General features: G+C 62.9%; 13 protein-coding genes, 1 tRNA gene and 1 pseudogene. 14 read left to right on the forward strand and 1 reads right to left on the reverse strand.

The window, feature by feature from the left end:
* From ASC95_RS29845 to rpoC, 10 genes and pseudogenes are all read left to right on the forward strand, one after another.
* Positions 1-98, forward strand: a pseudogene (locus ASC95_RS29845) (elongation factor Tu); the annotation flags it as partial.
* A gap of 15 nt (positions 99-113) precedes the next feature.
* Positions 114-189, forward strand: a tRNA-Trp gene (locus ASC95_RS08805).
* Between the two features lie 141 nt (positions 190-330).
* The gene (secE, locus tag ASC95_RS08810; RefSeq protein WP_057297384.1) at positions 331-717 is read left to right on the forward strand and encodes a preprotein translocase subunit SecE; all 387 of its coding nucleotides are present in this window, start codon (positions 331-333) and stop codon (positions 715-717) included.
* Positions 718-732: 15 nt separating this feature from the next.
* Complete coding sequence (nusG, locus tag ASC95_RS08815) at positions 733-1,308, forward strand: transcription termination/antitermination protein NusG (protein WP_057297385.1); 576 nt, start codon at positions 733-735, stop codon at positions 1,306-1,308.
* Between the two features lie 173 nt (positions 1,309-1,481).
* Positions 1,482-1,919, forward strand: coding sequence for a 50S ribosomal protein L11 (rplK, locus tag ASC95_RS08820; protein ID WP_056194802.1), 438 nt, complete (start codon positions 1,482-1,484; stop codon positions 1,917-1,919).
* 1 nt (position 1,920) lies between these two features.
* Positions 1,921-2,631, forward strand: coding sequence for a 50S ribosomal protein L1 (gene rplA / locus ASC95_RS08825; protein WP_056194799.1), 711 nt, complete (start codon positions 1,921-1,923; stop codon positions 2,629-2,631).
* Between the two features lie 265 nt (positions 2,632-2,896).
* Positions 2,897-3,433, forward strand: a complete 537-nt coding sequence (gene rplJ, locus ASC95_RS08830) for a 50S ribosomal protein L10 (RefSeq protein WP_057297386.1) — start codon at positions 2,897-2,899, stop codon at positions 3,431-3,433.
* A 51-nt stretch (positions 3,434-3,484) separates the two neighbouring features.
* Positions 3,485-3,865, forward strand: a complete 381-nt coding sequence (gene rplL, locus ASC95_RS08835) for a 50S ribosomal protein L7/L12 (RefSeq protein WP_056194794.1) — start codon at positions 3,485-3,487, stop codon at positions 3,863-3,865.
* A gap of 334 nt (positions 3,866-4,199) precedes the next feature.
* Entirely contained in the window at positions 4,200-8,321 is a 4,122-nt protein-coding gene (gene rpoB, locus ASC95_RS08840; protein WP_057297387.1) for a DNA-directed RNA polymerase subunit beta, read from the forward strand.
* A gap of 11 nt (positions 8,322-8,332) precedes the next feature.
* Positions 8,333-12,550, forward strand: coding sequence for a DNA-directed RNA polymerase subunit beta' (gene rpoC, locus ASC95_RS08845; protein ID WP_057297388.1), 4,218 nt, complete (start codon positions 8,333-8,335; stop codon positions 12,548-12,550).
* Between the two features lie 66 nt (positions 12,551-12,616).
* On the opposite strand, the gene ASC95_RS08850 is transcribed toward rpoC, so the two are convergent.
* The gene (locus ASC95_RS08850) at positions 12,617-13,090 is read right to left on the reverse strand and encodes a putative toxin-antitoxin system toxin component, PIN family (protein WP_082567635.1); all 474 of its coding nucleotides are present in this window, start codon (positions 13,088-13,090) and stop codon (positions 12,617-12,619) included.
* A 138-nt stretch (positions 13,091-13,228) separates the two neighbouring features.
* Here ASC95_RS08850 and rpsL point away from each other — a divergent pair, with 138 nt between their 5' ends.
* The 4 genes from rpsL to ASC95_RS08870 all read left to right on the forward strand — a co-directional run.
* A complete protein-coding gene (rpsL, locus tag ASC95_RS08855) occupies positions 13,229-13,603 on the forward strand; it encodes a 30S ribosomal protein S12 (protein ID WP_056265769.1) in 375 nt (124 codons plus the stop codon).
* A 158-nt stretch (positions 13,604-13,761) separates the two neighbouring features.
* Positions 13,762-14,232, forward strand: coding sequence for a 30S ribosomal protein S7 (rpsG, locus tag ASC95_RS08860; RefSeq protein WP_057297389.1), 471 nt, complete (start codon positions 13,762-13,764; stop codon positions 14,230-14,232).
* A gap of 69 nt (positions 14,233-14,301) precedes the next feature.
* Entirely contained in the window at positions 14,302-16,404 is a 2,103-nt protein-coding gene (fusA, locus tag ASC95_RS08865) for an elongation factor G (protein WP_057297390.1), read from the forward strand.
* 179 nt (positions 16,405-16,583) lie between these two features.
* Positions 16,584-16,682: GTP-binding protein (locus tag ASC95_RS08870; RefSeq protein ID WP_233151794.1), on the forward strand; the 99-nt coding region annotated here is incomplete at its 3' end.

Below are 16,682 nucleotides of genomic sequence, written 5' to 3' on the forward strand. Positions count from 1 at the left end.
TGATCGCTCCGATCGCGATGGAAACGGGCTTGCGCTTCGCCATCCGTGAGGGCGGCCGCACCGTCGGCTCCGGCGTCGTCGCCACGATCATTGCGTAAGTTTTTCAAGGCCACAGGGGCATAGCTCAATTGGCAGAGCGTCGGTCTCCAAAACCGAAGGTTGGGGGTTCGAGACCCTCTGCCCCTGCCAACAGTCGCTGATCACGACGGTTGGTTTCCTGGCAACAAGCATCGGCCCGCGAGAGAGATCTCGGCGGGCCTTGCTGCTGATGGCGACAAGCCTTGGCAGCGTCTGACAGCCGCTTCAAAGGCGGCGCGTGAAAGTGAAGTGATGGCGAATCCTCCCCAAGTCGAGACCGTGACCAGCGGCGCCGACAAGGCCAAGCTGGCCGTTGCGGTGCTGCTGCTGATTGGCGCGCTGGCGGCCTACTATGGTCTGTCCAAGCAAGGCCCGCTGGCGCAGTGGGCCTCGCTGCTCGTGTTGCTGGCCGCCGGCGTGGCTGCGTTCTTCACGTCTGAACACGGCAAGGCGCTGATCGCCTACGGCCGCGATTCAACGCGCGAAGTCAAGAAGGTGGTCTGGCCGACCCGCAAGGAAGCGACCCAGATGACGGGCTATGTGTTTGCCTTTGTCGTCGTCATGGCGCTGTTCCTGTGGCTGACCGACAAGACGTTGGAGTGGGTGTTGTACGACCTGATCCTGGGCTGGAAGCGCTGATCGCAAGGAATTCTGATGTCTGAAGAGCAAGTCGTCACGACCGAAGCCCCGACGGGCCTGCCCAAGCGCTGGTATGTCGTCCACGCCTACTCGGGCATGGAAAAGGCTGTTGAACGCAATCTGCGCGAGCGCATCGACCGCGCCGGCATGCAGGACAAGTTTGGCCGCATCCTGGTGCCGACCGAAGAGGTCGTCGAGCTCAAGAACGGCAAGAAGGCCGTCACCGAGCGCCGCTTCTTCCCTGGCTATGTGTTGGTCGAAATGGCAATGGACGACGAGTCCTGGCACTTGGTCAAGCACACGTCCAAGGTGACGGGCTTCGTCGGCGGCGCCAAGAACCGCCCGGCCCCGATCTCGGAAGCCGAGGTCATGAAGATCGTCAACCAGATGCAGGAAGGCGTCGAGAAGCCCCGACCCAAGGTCGAGTGGACGGTCGGCGAGGTCGTGCGTGTCAAGGAGGGCCCCTTCACCGACTTCAATGGCTCGGTCGAAGAGGTCAACTACGACAAGTCCAAGGTGCGTGTGTCGGTCACGATCTTTGGCCGCGCGACGCCCGTCGAGTTGGACTTCTCGCAGGTCGAGAAGGTTTGAGTCGCCTCCCCGGGTAAACTCTTGGGTTTGGTCGGCGTCCCTAACGTTGACCCGTGATCAGTCTGCAACGAGAGGCGGACAAGAGGAGCAAAGGTAAGGACTTCGGTCCGAGTCCGATGCGCTAGCACTCAGGTGTCCAGGCTTTGCCGCCCGGGCACTGGATTGGAGAAAACATGGCAAAGAAGATTGTCGGCTTCATCAAGCTGCAAATTCCGGCCGGCAAGGCAAATCCTTCGCCCCCGGTGGGTCCTGCGCTGGGTCAGCGTGGCCTGAACATCATGGAATTCTGCAAGGCGTTCAACGCCCAGACTTCGGCTGGTGGCTTCGAGCCCGGCATGAAGCTGCCGGTGGTCATCACCGCGTTCGCAGACAAGAGCTTCACCTTCGTCATCAAGTCGCCCCCCGCGACCGTGCTGATCAAGAAGGCCGCGAAGATCGAGAAGGGCTCGCAGCGCCCCCACCTGGACAAGGTCGGCAAGCTGACCCGCGCCCAGCTGGAAGAGATCGCAACGATCAAGACCAAGGACCTGACGGCCGCCAGCATGGACGCCGCAGTCAAGACCATCGCCGGCTCCGCCCGCTCGATGGGCATCATCGTGGAAGGGGTCTGACATGGCCAAGCTCACCAAGAAGCAAAAGGCGCTGGCTGGCAAGGTCGAGTCGACCAAGCTGTACGCGCTGACCGAAGCCCTGGACCTGGTCAAGAGCCTGGCCAGCGCCAAGTTCGATGAGTCCATCGACGTCGCCGTGCAACTCGGCATCGATGCCAAGAAGTCGGACCAGGTCGTTCGTGGCGCCGTCGTGCTGCCCAACGGCACCGGCAAGACCAAGCGCGTGGCCGTTTTCGCCCAAGGTGCCAAGGCTGATGAAGCCCGCGCCGCTGGCGCCGACGTCGTCGGCATGGAAGACCTGGCCGAACGCGTCAAGGCGGGCGACATGCCCTTCGACGTGGTCATCGCCTCGCCCGACACGATGCGTGTCGTCGGTACCCTGGGTCAGATCCTGGGTCCGCGCGGCCTGATGCCTAACCCCAAGGTCGGCACCGTGACCCCGGACGTCGCCACCGCCGTCAAGAACGCCAAGGCTGGCCAGGTCCAGTTCCGCGTCGACAAGGCCGGCATCATCCACGGCACGCTCGGCCGTCGCTCGTTCGACACCGACAAGCTGGAAGGCAACCTGCGCGCGCTGATCGAGGCTCTGAACAAGTCCAAGCCGGCGTCGAGCAAGGGCATCTACCTGCGCAAGGTCGCCGTGTCCTCGACGATGGGCGTCGGCGCCCGCGTCGAAATCGCGTCGATCAACGCTCAAGCCAACGCGGCTTGATGCACTGAATCTGCTTGGGGCGAGTCTGGCCCCGGGCGACAAGATTGGTGGGGCGCTGTTCCGGTTCGCCGGAGCGGCGCGTCATCCAAGACCGTTGGTGGAGACCCCTTAAATCCGTGTGCAAGCTCGGAACCAACGCAGATGGCGGTCCCGCTGAAGGGTTTGCCGCTCCGAGTCATCGGGGTGGGTTTCCTGACAGATGGTCGCTGAATCCCTGGCGCTCCCGAAGCCGCAAGGCCGAGAGAGCAAATGTGAGGAGTAGACCTTGAGTCTCAATCGCAACGAGAAGGCAGTCGTTGTCTCCGACGTCGCAGCACAAGCTGCCAAGTCGCAGACGCTGGCGCTGGCCGAGTACCGTGGCCTCACCGTTGAAGCCTTGAACAAGCTGCGCGTCACCGCGCGTGCCCAAGGTGTGTATCTTCACGTGCTGAAGAACACCCTGGCGCGTCGCGCTGTCGCCGGCACCCCGTTCGAGGCTGCTTCGGAGAGCATGGTCGGCCCGCTGATCTACGGCTTTTCGGAAGACGCTGTCGCGGCTGCCAAAGTCATTGCTGACTTTGCCAAGACCAACGACAAGCTCGTCATCAAGGGCGGTGCCTACGGCGGCAAGGCTCTGGACGTGAACGGCGTGAAGGCGCTGGCATCCGTCCCGAGCAAGGAAGTGCTGCTGTCGCAAATCGCCGGCCTGCTGCTGTCGCCGGTGCAACGCACCGCGGCCGTGCTGGCTGCCCTGGCTGCAAAGCGTGGCGAAGGCGCCGCTTCCCCGGAAGCTGCTGCTGAAGAAGCCCCGGCCGCGGCCTGATCGACGAACTAGTGCGTTACACGCAATCAATCTGTTTTAAGGAAATTCATCATGGCATTCGATAAAGACGCTTTCCTGGCCTCGCTGGACAGCATGACCGTTCTGGAACTGAACGATCTGGTCAAGGCAATTGAAGAGAAGTTCGGCGTGTCCGCCGCTTCGATGGCTGCTCCGGCCGCTGGTGGCGCTGGCGGCGGCGCTGCCGCTGCTGTTGAAGAGAAGACCGAATTCAACGTCGTGCTGACCGAAGCCGGCGCACAGAAGGTCTCCGTCATCAAGGCTGTTCGTGAAATCACCGGCCTGGGTCTGAAGGAAGCCAAGGACCTGGTCGACGGCGCTCCGAAGAACGTCAAGGAAGCCGTTTCCAAGGCTGACGGCGAAGCTGCTGTCAAGAAGCTGGTCGAAGCCGGCGCCAAGGCCGAGCTGAAGTAAGACTTTGGAGTTGGGGCTGCGATGCAGTCCTGACTCCACTGACTAGAAAAGGGGTTGCCTTCGGGCTTCCCCTTTTTCGTCTTTGCGGGTTAATCCTGCTTGAGAACAGGTGAAAGACCTCGCGCGGGTATGATGCGCGGTTCTTTCACGTGTTCTCTGATCCGACTGCAGAGAACCAGTTTGGTCGGACTTCGGTGCAACGCCGAAGTTGTCCGCCAGCGGTTGGTAGTGGCCAACCACCAAGCTAGGCAGCCGCCCGTTCTGGGTGAGTGAGCCAGCCAGTCGCCGACGCGGCTCGCCCCACGGCCAGGGGTGGGCTCGACACGGAGTGTTTATGGCGCAAGCAACCCCCTACAGCTATACCGAGCGCAAGCGGATCCGCAAGAGCTTCGGCAAGCGCGAGAGCGTTCTCAACGTTCCCTATCTGCTCACGATGCAGAAGGACAGCTACGTGGCCTTCCTGCAGAAGGACGTGGCCCCCGCCAAACGCAAGCCCGAAGGGTTGCAGGCGGCCTTCCTCTCGGCGTTCCCGATTGTTTCGCACAACGGTTTCGTCGAGATGAAGTTCCTCGAATTCAACATTGCCAAGCCGCCGTTCGACACGCGCGAGTGCCAGCAGCGGGGGTTGACCTACGCTGCCGCCGTGCGCGCGCGCCTGCAGATGATCATCTATGACCGTGAGAGCCCGCAGGCCAAGACGGTCAAGGAAATCAAGGAGCAAGAGGTCTACATGGGCGAAGTGCCCCTGATGACCGACTACGGCTCCTTCATCGTCAACGGTACCGAGCGCGTCATCGTGTCGCAGCTGCACCGTTCGCCGGGCGTGTTCTTCGAGCACGACAAGGGCAAGACGCACAGCTCGGGCAAGCTGCTGTTCAGCGCCCGCATCATTCCTTACCGCGGCTCCTGGCTGGACTTCGAGTTCGACCCGAAGGACATCCTGTATTTCCGCGTCGACCGCCGCCGCAAGATGCCGGTCACCATCCTGCTCAAGGCCATCGGCCTGAAGCCGGAACAGATCCTGGCCCACTTCTTCGTGTTCGACAACTTCCGCCTGATGGACGTTGGCGCGCAACTCGAATTCGTCGCCGACCGCCTGAAGGGTGAAGTCGCCCGCTTTGACATCGTCGACAAGAGCGGCGCCGTCATCGTCGAGAAGGACAAGCGCATCACGGCCCGCCATGCGCGCCAGCTGGAGCAATCCGGCACGCAGCACATCTCGGTGCCCGAGGACTTCTTGGTCGGCCGCGTGCTGGCCAAGAACATGATCGACGCCGACACCGGCGAGATCATCGCCAAGGCCAATGACGAGCTGACCGACGCGTTGCTGAAGAAGCTGCGCCAGGCCGGCGTCAAGGAAATCCAGTGCCTGTTCACGAACGAGCTGGACGAAGGCGCCTACATCTCGCAGACGCTGGCGTCCGACGAGACCGAGACGCAGCTGGCCGCCCGTGTTGCCATCTACCGCATGATGCGCCCCGGCGAGCCGCCGACGGAAGACGCCGTCGAGGCCCTGTTCAACCGCCTGTTCTACAGCACCGACACCTACGATCTGAGCCGTGTCGGCCGCATGAAGTTCAATGCGCGTGTCGGCCGTGACACGCCCGAAGGCAACATGAACCTGTCCAACGAGGACATCCTTGACGTCGTCAAGATCCTCGTCGAGCTGCGCAATGGCCGCGGCGAAGTGGACGACATCGACCACCTGGGCAACCGCCGCGTGCGCTGCGTGGGCGAACTGGCCGAAAACCAGTACCGCTCGGGCCTCGCCCGCATCGAGAAGGCCGTCAAGGAACGTCTGGGCCAGGCCGAGACCGAAGCCCTGATGCCGCACGACCTGATCAACTCCAAGCCGATCTCCGCGGCGCTGAAGGAGTTCTTCGGTGCGTCGCAGCTGTCGCAGTTCATGGACCAGACCAACCCGCTGTCGGAAATCACGCACAAGCGTCGTGTTTCCGCTCTCGGCCCGGGCGGTCTGACCCGCGAGCGCGCCGGCTTCGAAGTCCGCGACGTGCACCCGACCCACTACGGCCGCGTCTGCCCGATCGAAACGCCGGAAGGCCCGAACATCGGCCTGATCAACTCGCTGGCGCTTTATGCCCAGCTCAACGAGTACGGCTTCCTGGAAACGCCGTACCGTCGCGTTGTCGACGGCCACGTCACCGACCAGATCGACTACCTGTCGGCCATCGAGGAAGGCAAGTACGTCATCGCCCAGGCCAATGCGACGCTGAACGAAGGCGGCCAGCTGACCGACGAACTGGTTTCTGCCCGTGAGAACGGCGAATCGGTGCTGACGTCTCCTGAGCGCATTCAGTACATGGACGTGGCGCCGACGCAGATCGTGTCGGTTGCCGCCTCGCTCGTGCCCTTCCTGGAGCACGACGACGCGAACCGCGCGCTGATGGGCGCCAACATGCAGCGCCAGGCCGTGCCGGTGCTGCGTCCCGAGAAGGCTTTCGTGGGCACGGGCGTCGAGCGCGTGGCTGCGAAGGACTCGGGCACGGTGGTCGCGGCTCGCCGCGGCGGCGTGGTCGACTATGTCGACACCAACCGCATCGTGATCCGCGTTAACGATGACGAGACCGTGGCCGGTGAGGTCGGTGTCGACATCTACAACCTGATCAAGTACCAGCGTTCCAACCAGAACACCAACATCCACCAGCGCCCGATCGTGCGCCGTGGCGACAAGGTGGCGGCCGAGGACATCATTGCCGACGGCGCTTCCACCGACATCGGTGAACTGGCCCTGGGCCAGAACATGCTGGTCGCGTTCATGCCATGGAACGGCTACAACTTCGAAGACTCGATCCTGATCTCCGAACGCGTCATCGCCGAAGACCGCTACACCTCGATCCACATCGAGGAACTCGTGGTCAATGCGCGTGACACCAAGCTGGGCGCCGAGGAAATCACCCGCGACATCCCGAATCTGTCGGAGCAACAACTCGGCCGCCTGGACGAGTCGGGCATCGTCTACATCGGTGCCGAAGTGAACCCGGGCGACGTGCTGGTCGGCAAGGTCACGCCCAAGGGCGAGACGACGCTGACGCCGGAAGAGAAGCTGCTGCGCGCCATCTTCGGCGAGAAGGCTTCGGACGTGAAGGACACGTCGCTGCGTGTCGACCAGGGCACCAACGGCACCGTCATCGACGTGCAGGTCTTCACCCGCGAAGGCATCCAGCGCGACAAGCGCGCCCAGCAGATCATTGACGACGAGCTCAAGCGCTACCGCCTGGACCTGAACGACCAGTTGCGCATCGTCGAGAGCGACGCTTTCGACCGTATCGAGAAGCTGCTCGTTGGCAAGGTCGCCAACGGCGGCCCGCAGAAGATCGCCAAGGGCACCAAGATCGACAAGGACTACCTGGCTTCGGTCGAGCGCTTCCACTGGTTCGACATCCGTCCGGCCGAGGAAGAGGTCGCCAACCAGCTCGAGTCGATCAAGAACTCGCTCGACCAGACCCGCCACAGCTTCGACCTGGCTTTTGAAGAGAAGCGCAAGAAGCTGACGCAGGGCGACGAGCTGCCTGCGGGCGTGCTGAAGATGGTCAAGGTCTACCTGGCCGTCAAGCGTCGCCTGCAGCCTGGCGACAAGATGGCCGGCCGTCACGGCAACAAGGGCGTCGTGTCCAAGGTCACCCCGATCGAAGACATGCCCTACATGGCCGACGGCACGCCTGCCGACATCGTGCTGAACCCGCTGGGCGTGCCCTCGCGGATGAACGTGGGTCAGGTGCTCGAAGTGCACCTGGGCTGGGCTGGCAAGGGCATCGGCCAGCGCATCGGCGACATGCTGCAGCAGCACACCAAGGTGGCCGAGCTGCGCAAGCTGTTCGACGAGCTCTACAACCAGAGCGGCGGCAAGACCGAGAACATCGACGAGCTGACCGACACTGAAGTGCTGGAGATGGCCTCCAACCTCGCCAAGGGCGTACCCTTCGCGACGCCGGTCTTCGACGGCGCCAAGGAAGAGGAAATCCGCGGCATGCTGAAGTTGGCCTACCCGGACGACATCGCCGCCAAGAAGGGCCTGACCGCCACGCGCACCCAGGCCTGGCTCTGCGACGGCCGTACCGGCGAGCAGTTCGAGCGCCCGGTGACCGTCGGCTACATGCACGTGCTGAAGCTGCACCACTTGGTGGACGACAAGATGCACGCGCGTTCGACCGGCCCGTACTCCCTCGTCACACAGCAACCGCTGGGCGGCAAGGCGCAGTTCGGCGGCCAGCGTTTCGGCGAAATGGAAGTCTGGGCGCTGGAAGCTTATGGCGCCTCGTACATCCTGCAGGAAATGCTGACGGTCAAGTCCGACGACGTGAACGGCCGGACCAAGGTCTACGAAAGCATCGTCAAGGGCGAACACGCCATCGAAGCGGGCATGCCCGAATCGTTCAATGTGCTGGTCAAGGAAATCCGCTCCTTGGGCATCGACATTGAACTGGAACGCAATTAAGGAGCAGATGCATGAAGGGACTACTCGACCTTTTCAAGCAATTCACCCCCGATGAGCATTTCGATGCCATCAAGATCGGCCTGGCTTCCCCGGAGAAGATCCGCAGCTGGTCGTTCGGCGAGGTGAAGAAGCCCGAGACCATCAACTACCGCACCTTCAAGCCGGAACGCGACGGCCTGTTCTGCGCCAAGATCTTTGGCCCGATCAAGGACTACGAGTGCCTGTGCGGCAAGTACAAGCGCCTGAAGCACCGCGGCGTCATCTGCGAGAAGTGCGGCGTTGAAGTCACCCAGACCAAGGTCCGCCGTGACCGCATGGGCCATATCGACCTGGCCGCGCCCTGCGCGCACATCTGGTTCCTGAAGAGCTTGCCGTCGCGTCTGGGCCTAGTGCTCGACATGACGCTGCGCGACATCGAACGCGTGCTGTACTTTGAAGCGTATGTGGTCGTCGACCCGGGCATGACGCCGCTGAAGAAGTTCTCGATCATGAGCGAGGACGACTACGACGCCAAGCGCATCGAATTCGGCGACGAGTTCATCGCGCTGATGGGCGCCGAGGGCATCAAGAAGCTGCTGGAGGAGATGGATCTCGACATCGAGATCGATCGCCTGCGCAACGACATGACCGGCTCCGAGCTCAAGGTCAAGAAGAACTCCAAGCGCCTGAAGGTCATGGAGGCCTTCAAGAAGTCCGGCATCAAGCCGAACTGGATGGTGCTGGACGTGCTGCCCGTGCTGCCGCCGGACCTGCGTCCGCTGGTGCCGCTGGACGGCGGCCGCTTCGCGACCTCCGACCTGAACGACCTCTACCGTCGCGTCATCAACCGCAACAACCGCCTGGCCCGCCTGCTCGAGCTGAAGGCTCCTGAAATCATCGTGCGCAACGAAAAGCGCATGCTGCAGGAAGCCGTCGACTCGCTGCTGGACAACGGCCGTCGCGGCAAGGCGATGACCGGCGCGAACAAGCGTGCCCTCAAGTCGCTGGCCGACATGATCAAGGGCAAGAGCGGTCGCTTCCGCCAGAACTTGCTGGGCAAGCGCGTCGACTACTCGGGCCGTTCGGTCATCGTGGTCGGCCCGACGCTCAAGCTGCACCAGTGCGGCCTGCCCAAGCTGATGGCGCTCGAACTCTTCAAGCCTTTCATCTTCTCGCGCCTCGAAGCCATGGGCATCGCGACGACGATCAAGGCTGCCAAGAAGGAAGTCGAGTCCGGCACGCCGGTGGTCTGGGACATCCTGGAAGAAGTCATCAAGGAGCACCCGGTTCTGCTGAACCGCGCTCCGACGCTGCACCGCCTCGGCATCCAGGCTTTCGAGCCCGTGCTGATCGAAGGCAAGGCCATCCAGCTGCACCCCCTCGTCTGCTCGGCCTTCAACGCCGACTTCGACGGTGACCAGATGGCCGTCCACGTGCCGCTGTCGATCGAAGCGCAGATGGAAGCCCGCACGCTGATGCTGGCCTCCAACAACGTGCTGTTCCCGGCCTCCGGCGAACCGTCGATCGTGCCGTCGCAAGACGTGGTGCTGGGTCTGTACTACGCGACCCGCGAGCGCACCAACGGCAAGGGCGAGGGCATGATCTTCTCGGACATTCCCGAGATGATCCGTGCGCTGGAAAACGGTGCCGTCGAGATCACCGCCAAAATCAGCGTGCGTCTGGTCGAGTACAGCAAGGACAAGGACACCGGCGAGTGGGTGCCCGAGACCAAGCTGACGGACACCACCGTCGGCCGCGCATTGCTGTCCGAGATCCTGCCCAAGGGCCTGCCGTTCTCGAACATCAACAAGGCGCTCAAGAAGAAGGAGATCAGCAAGCTGATCAACACCTCCTTCCGCAAGTGCGGCCTGAAGGAAACCGTCGTGCTGGCCGACAAGCTGCTGCAAAGCGGCTTCAAGCTCGCCACGCGCGCCGGCATCTCCATCGCCATCGACGACATGCTGGTGCCCGCTCAGAAGCACACGCTGATCGAGCGCGCCGAGAAGGAGGTCAAGGAGATCGAGCAGCAGTACGTCTCGGGTCTCGTGACGGCTGGCGAGCGCTACAACAAGGTCGTGGACATCTGGGGCAAGGCCGGCGACGAAATCGGCAAGAAGATGATGGACCACCTGAAGGTCGAGAAGACCGTGGACCGTCATGGCAAGACCGTCGACCAGGAGTCCTTCAACTCGATCTACATGATGGCCGACTCGGGCGCGCGCGGTTCCGCCGCCCAGATCCGCCAGCTGGCCGGCATGCGTGGCCTGATGGCCAAGCCTGACGGCTCCATCATCGAGACCCCCATCACGGCGAACTTCCGTGAAGGCCTGAACGTGTTGCAGTACTTCATCTCCACCCACGGTGCTCGTAAGGGCCTGGCGGATACGGCGCTGAAGACCGCGAACTCCGGCTACCTGACACGTCGTCTGGTCGACGTGACCCAGGACCTGGTGGTCATCGAGAATGACTGCGGCACCGACAACGGCATGGCGATGCGTGCCCTAGTCGAAGGTGGTGAAGTCATCGAATCCCTGCGTGACCGCGTCCTCGGCCGCGTCACCGCGGTCGATGTCGTGCACCCCGAAACCCAGATCTCGTTGCTGGGTGCCAGCACCATGCTGGACGAGGACACGCTCGACGTGCTCGAAGCCGCTGGTGTCGACGAGATCAAGGTCCGCACGCCGCTGACTTGCGCCACGCGCTTTGGTCTGTGCGCCAAGTGCTATGGCCGTGACCTCGGCCGCGGCGGCCTGGTCAACACCGGTGAGGCTGTGGGCGTCATTGCCGCGCAGTCCATCGGTGAGCCCGGCACGCAGCTGACGATGCGTACCTTCCACATCGGCGGCGCGGCCTCGCGTGCAGCGGTGGCCTCCAGCGTCGAAGCCAAGTCGGACGGCATCATCGGCTTCAACGCCACGATGCGCTACGTCACCAACGGCAAGGGCGAACTGGTCGTGATTTCCCGCTCTGGCGAGATCATCATTGCCGACCCGCACGGTCGCGAACGCGAGCGTCACAAGGTGCCGTACGGCGCGATCCTGAACATCAAGGCCAGCCAGACCATCAAGGCCGGTGTGGTGCTTGCGAACTGGGATCCGCTGACCCGCCCGATCATCACGGAATTCGCCGGCAAGGCGAAGTTCGAGAACGTCGAAGAAGGCGTGACCGTCGCCAAGCAGGTGGACGAGGTGACCGGTCTGTCGACGCTGGTCGTCATCGACCCGAAGCGCCGCGGCGCTGCCAAGGTGATCCGCCCGCAGGTCAAGCTGCTTGACGCCGGCGGCCACGAGGTCAAGATCCCCGGTACCGACCACTCGGTGGCCATTGGCTTCCAGGTCGGCTCATTGATCCAGATCCGCGACGGCCAGGAACTCCTGCCTGGTGAGGTGCTCGCCCGCATCCCGGTGGAAGGCCAGAAGACCCGTGACATTACCGGCGGTCTGCCGCGTGTGGCCGAGCTCTTCGAAGCCCGTTCGCCCAAGGATGTCGGCGTGCTCGCCGAGCAGACCGGTACCGTGTCGTTCGGCAAGGAGACCAAGGGCAAGATCCGCCTGCAGATCACCGACCCGGACGGCAAGGCCCACGAGGAACTCGTGCCGAAGGAAAAGAACATCCTGGTGCACGAAGGCCAGGTGGTCAACCGCGGCGAGCTGATCGTCGACGGCGCAGCGGACCCGCAGGACATCCTGCGTCTGCTGGGCATCGAGGAACTGGCGCGCTACATCGTCGACGAGGTGCAGGACGTCTACCGTCTGCAGGGCGTGAAGATCAACGACAAGCACATCGAGGTGATCGTTCGCCAGATGCTGCGTCGCGTGATGATCACCAACCCCGGCGATTCGACCTACATCCTCAACGAGCAGGTCGAGCGTTCGGAGCTGCTGGACACCAACGACCGTCTGCGCAAGGAAGGCAAGATGATTGCCATCCACGCGGATGTGCTGTTGGGCATCACCAAGGCCTCGCTGTCGACCGACTCGTTCATCTCGGCTGCGTCCTTCCAGGAAACGACCCGCGTGCTCACCGAGGCTGCCATCATGGGCAAGCGCGACGAGCTGCGTGGCCTGAAGGAAAACGTCATCGTCGGCCGCCTGATCCCCGCGGGCACCGGCATGGCCTTCCACGAGGCACGTCGCGTCAAGGAAGCCATGGACGACGCCGAGCGCCGTGCCATCGCGCTGCAGGAGGCCGAGGAATTGGCCGCCGCACAGATGGCCGGTGTGGACGCTGGCGACCACTCGGCCGAGTAAGGCTGCACCAGCCACGGGGCTTCGCGCCTCGCCAAGCCGCCCCGGTTCAGGCCGCGGGCGGCTTTTTCATTCCAGCCTCCAAAGCTCCGGCTTCAGGATGAGCAAGCCGCGCAGCTTGGCGCGCTTGCGCAGCGCCAGCAAAGCCTTGTCGCGCGAAACCAGCCAGCGCGCGCCGCGGGCCAAGGCCAAGTCGATGAATTTCTGGTCGTCCGGGTCGCGACAGACGAGCCGAGGGGAAGGCTCGGCTGCGTCGACGCCTTCCGAATGAGCGTCGAACTTGGCCTCGATGAGTGCCAAGTCGGGTGAGTAGCTTGCTGCGACGCCACGGCCCAACACATGGCGGATCTCGTCACGCATCGCCGGGGCGACCAGCCAGCGCAGCTCGCCCGAACCCAGCGCGGCGGCCAAAGCTTTCACGCGCGGGTCGTTGAACACCAGCCAGTCCATGACGACCTGGGTGTCGACCACGATGGCCGGCCGTGCTTCGGGCTGCGTGTCGGACAGCGCGCCGGCTGCGTTTGGCGAGGAAGTGAGGCCCATCCGGCAAGCTTAACCGTCACTCTTGTGCCGAAAACCGGCGCGGTCTACAATCCTCGGCTCTCCGCCATTTGGCCGGCGCATCGCTGCGCGTGCAAAATCCGGCGGAGACTCACTGACTTCAAACGGGAACAAGTCGTAATGCCAACCATCAATCAACTGGTGCGCCACGGTCGAGAGGCCGAGGTCATCAAGTCCAAGTCGCCTGCGATGCAGAACTGCCCGCAGCGCCGCGGTGTCTGCACCCGCGTCTACACCACCACGCCCAAGAAGCCGAACTCGGCTCTGCGTAAGGTCGCCAAGGTGCGTCTGACCAACGGTTTCGAGGTCATCTCGTACATCGGCGGTGAAGGCCACAACCTGCAAGAACACAGCGTCGTGCTCGTGCGCGGCGGCCGTGTGAAGGACTTGCCCGGCGTGCGTTACCACATCGTCCGTGGTTCGCTCGACCTGCAAGGCGTCAAGGATCGCAAGCAATCGCGTTCCAAGTACGGCGCGAAGCGTCCGAAGAAGTAAATCGTTTGTTCGGGCTCGGCTCCATTGCCGACCCAACGTTGTTGCGGCCTGTTGAAATTCGTCAGCGGCCGAGTAAGTGGATGACCCCAGATGTCGGTGGTTGTCCAGCGGAGTCAGGTCAAAAGACCGTCTCCAACTGAAGCAAAAGGAAGAGTGCCATGCCACGTCGTCGCGAAGTACCCAAGCGCGAAATCCTGCCGGACCCCAAGTTCGGTTCCGTCGATCTGTCCAAGTTCATGAACGTCATCATGGAATCGGGCAAGAAGGCCATCGCTGAGCGCATCATCTACGGTGCCCTGGAGCAGGTCGAGAAGAAGATCGGCAAGGATCCGCTGGAAGTGTTCATGGTTGCCCTGAACAACGTGAAGCCCATGGTCGAAGTGAAGTCCCGCCGGGTCGGCGGTGCGAACTACCAAGTTCCCGTGGAAGTTCGCCCCGTCCGCCGGATGGCCCTCGCCATGCGCTGGTTGAAGGAATCCGCTCGCAAGCGCGGTGAGAAGTCGATGGCCCAGCGCCTGGCCAATGAACTGCTGGAGGCCGCTGAAGGCCGTGGCGGCGCGATGAAGAAGCGCGACGAAGTTCACCGCATGGCAGAAGCCAACAAGGCGTTCTCGCACTTCCGCTTCTAAACTCACTGTCTTTCAGCCGCCTCGGGTTTCTACCAACCCGCTGGCGGCTCCTGTCTTCTGGAGCAAACCATGGCCCGCAAAACCCCCATCGAGCGCTACCGCAATATCGGTATCTCCGCGCACATCGATGCCGGCAAGACCACCACGACCGAGCGCATCCTTTACTACACCGGCGTGAACCACAAGATCGGTGAGGTGCATGACGGCGCCGCCACGATGGACTGGATGGAACAAGAGCAAGAGCGTGGCATCACGATCACCTCTGCTGCCACGACCTGCTTCTGGAAGGGCATGGACCTGGCTCGTCCCGAGCACCGCATCAACATCATTGACACCCCCGGGCACGTCGACTTCACGATTGAAGTCGAGCGCTCGATGCGCGTGCTGGACGGCGCCTGCATGGTCTATTGCGCCGTGGGTGGCGTGCAGCCCCAGTCGGAAACCGTCTGGCGCCAGGCCAACAAGTACAAGGTGCCCCGTCTCGCGTTCGTCAACAAGATGGACCGCACCGGCGCGAACTTCTTCAAGGTCTATGACCAGATGAAGGTCCGCCTGAAGGCCAACCCCGTGCCTGTCGTGATCCCCATCGGCGCCGAAGACAAGTTCACCGGCGTGATCGACCTCATCAAGATGAAGGCGATCATCTGGGACGAGGCCTCGCAAGGCATGAAGTTCAACTACGAAGACATCCCGGCCGACCTGCAGGCCGAAGCCGTCAAGTGGCGCGAGAACCTCATCGAAGCCGCCGCTGAGTCCAGCGAAGAGCTGATGAACAAGTACCTGGAGTCGGGCGAGCTGACCGAAGACGAAATCGTCTCGGCCATCCGCAAGCGCACCATCGCCGCTGAAATCCAGCCGATGTTCTGCGGCACCGCCTTCAAGAACAAGGGCGTGCAGCGCATGCTCGACGGCATCATCGACTTCATGCCGTCGCCGGCCGACATCCCGCCGGTGCCTGGCACCGACGACGACGACAAGCCGGTCGTGCGCGAGCGCGTCGACGAAGAGAAGTTCGCTGCTCTGGCCTTCAAGCTGATGACCGACCCCTACGTCGGCCAGCTGACGTTCGTGCGCGTCTATTCTGGCGTGCTGAAGTCGGGCGACTCGGTCTACAACCCGATCCGCGGCAAGAAGGAACGTATCGGTCGGATCCTGCAGATGCACGCCAACCAGCGTGAAGAAATCTCGGAAATTCTGGCTGGCGACATCGCCGCCTGCGTGGGCCTGAAGGACGTCACCACGGGCGAAACCCTGTGCGATCCGGACAGCATCATCACGCTGGAAAAGATGGTGTTCCCTGAGCCTGTGATCTCGCAGGCCGTCGAGCCCAAGACCAAGGCCGACCAGGAAAAGATGGGTATCGCCCTGGGCCGTCTGGCCAAGGAAGACCCGTCCTTCCGTCTGCGCACCGATGAAGAATCGGGCCAGACCATCATCTCCGGCATGGGCGAGCTCCACCTGGAAATCATCGTCGACCGCATGAAGCGCGAGTTCGGCGTGGAAGCCAACGTCGGCAAGCCGCAGGTCGCCTATCGCGAAACCATCCGCAAGAGCGCCAGCGACGTCGAAGGCAAGTTCGTTCGCCAGTCCGGCGGCAAGGGCCAGTACGGCCACGTCGTGCTGACCGTCGAGCCGCAGGAGCCCGGCAAGGGTTTCGAGTTCGTCGACGCCATCAAGGGCGGTGTGGTTCCTCGCGAATTCATCCCCGCGGTTGAAAAGGGTGTCATCGACTCCCTGCCGAACGGCGTGCTGGCCGGCTTCCCGGTCGTCGACGTCAAGGTCACGCTGACTTTCGGTTCGTACCACGAAGTCGACTCGAACGAAAACGCGTTCAAGATGGCTGCTTCCATGGGCTTCAAGGAAGGCTGCCGCCGCGCGTCGCCTGTGATCCTGGAGCCGATGATGGCTGTGGAAGTCGAGACGCCTGAGGACTATGCCGGCAACGTGATGGGCGACCTGTCCAGCCGTCGCGGCATGGTGCAGGGCATGGACGACATGGTCGGCGGCGGCAAGGTCATCAAGGCCGAAGTTCCGCTGTCGGAAATGTTCGGCTACTCGACGACCCTGCGCTCGATGTCGCAAGGCCGCGCCACATACACGATGGAGTTCAAGCACTACAGCGAAGCTCCGAAGAACGTGGCCGACGCGATCATTACCGCTCGCGGAAAGTAATGGACTGGGGTTGGCGCTGCAAAGCAGCTCCGACCCTCACCGTTTAAGCCGGTGCGGGCGATCCCCGCGCCGCCGTCTTCTCGTCGATCGCCCTGGGTTGCCAGTCACCAGGGATTTCCGGTTCACGAGGAAACGCAAAACCAACCGACTGGCAATGCTCTTTCTCTGGAGTCAAGAAAATGGCAAAAGGCAAGTTTGAACGGACCAAGCCGCACGTGAACGTGGGCACGATCGGTCACGTCGACCACGGCAAGACGACGCTGACGGCAGCGATCGCG

The sequence above is a fragment of the Pelomonas sp. Root1217 genome, assembly GCF_001425705.1.
In the GTDB taxonomy this organism is placed as follows: domain Bacteria; phylum Pseudomonadota; class Gammaproteobacteria; order Burkholderiales; family Burkholderiaceae_C; genus Pelomonas.

Coding starts and splice junctions, on each gene's coding strand:
- secE (WP_057297384.1), top strand. CDS start 331: ATGGCGAATCCTCCCCAAGTCGAGACCGTGACCAGCGGCGCCGACAAG.
- nusG (WP_057297385.1), top strand. CDS start 733: ATGTCTGAAGAGCAAGTCGTCACGACCGAAGCCCCGACGGGCCTGCCC.
- rplK (WP_056194802.1), top strand. CDS start 1,482: ATGGCAAAGAAGATTGTCGGCTTCATCAAGCTGCAAATTCCGGCCGGC.
- rplA (WP_056194799.1), top strand. CDS start 1,921: ATGGCCAAGCTCACCAAGAAGCAAAAGGCGCTGGCTGGCAAGGTCGAG.
- rplL (WP_056194794.1), top strand. CDS start 3,485: ATGGCATTCGATAAAGACGCTTTCCTGGCCTCGCTGGACAGCATGACC.
- rpoB (WP_057297387.1), top strand. CDS start 4,200: ATGGCGCAAGCAACCCCCTACAGCTATACCGAGCGCAAGCGGATCCGC.
- rpoC (WP_057297388.1), top strand. CDS start 8,333: ATGAAGGGACTACTCGACCTTTTCAAGCAATTCACCCCCGATGAGCAT.
- ASC95_RS08850 (WP_082567635.1), bottom strand. CDS start 13,090: ATGGGCCTCACTTCCTCGCCAAACGCAGCCGGCGCGCTGTCCGACACG.
- rpsL (WP_056265769.1), top strand. CDS start 13,229: ATGCCAACCATCAATCAACTGGTGCGCCACGGTCGAGAGGCCGAGGTC.
- rpsG (WP_057297389.1), top strand. CDS start 13,762: ATGCCACGTCGTCGCGAAGTACCCAAGCGCGAAATCCTGCCGGACCCC.
- fusA (WP_057297390.1), top strand. CDS start 14,302: ATGGCCCGCAAAACCCCCATCGAGCGCTACCGCAATATCGGTATCTCC.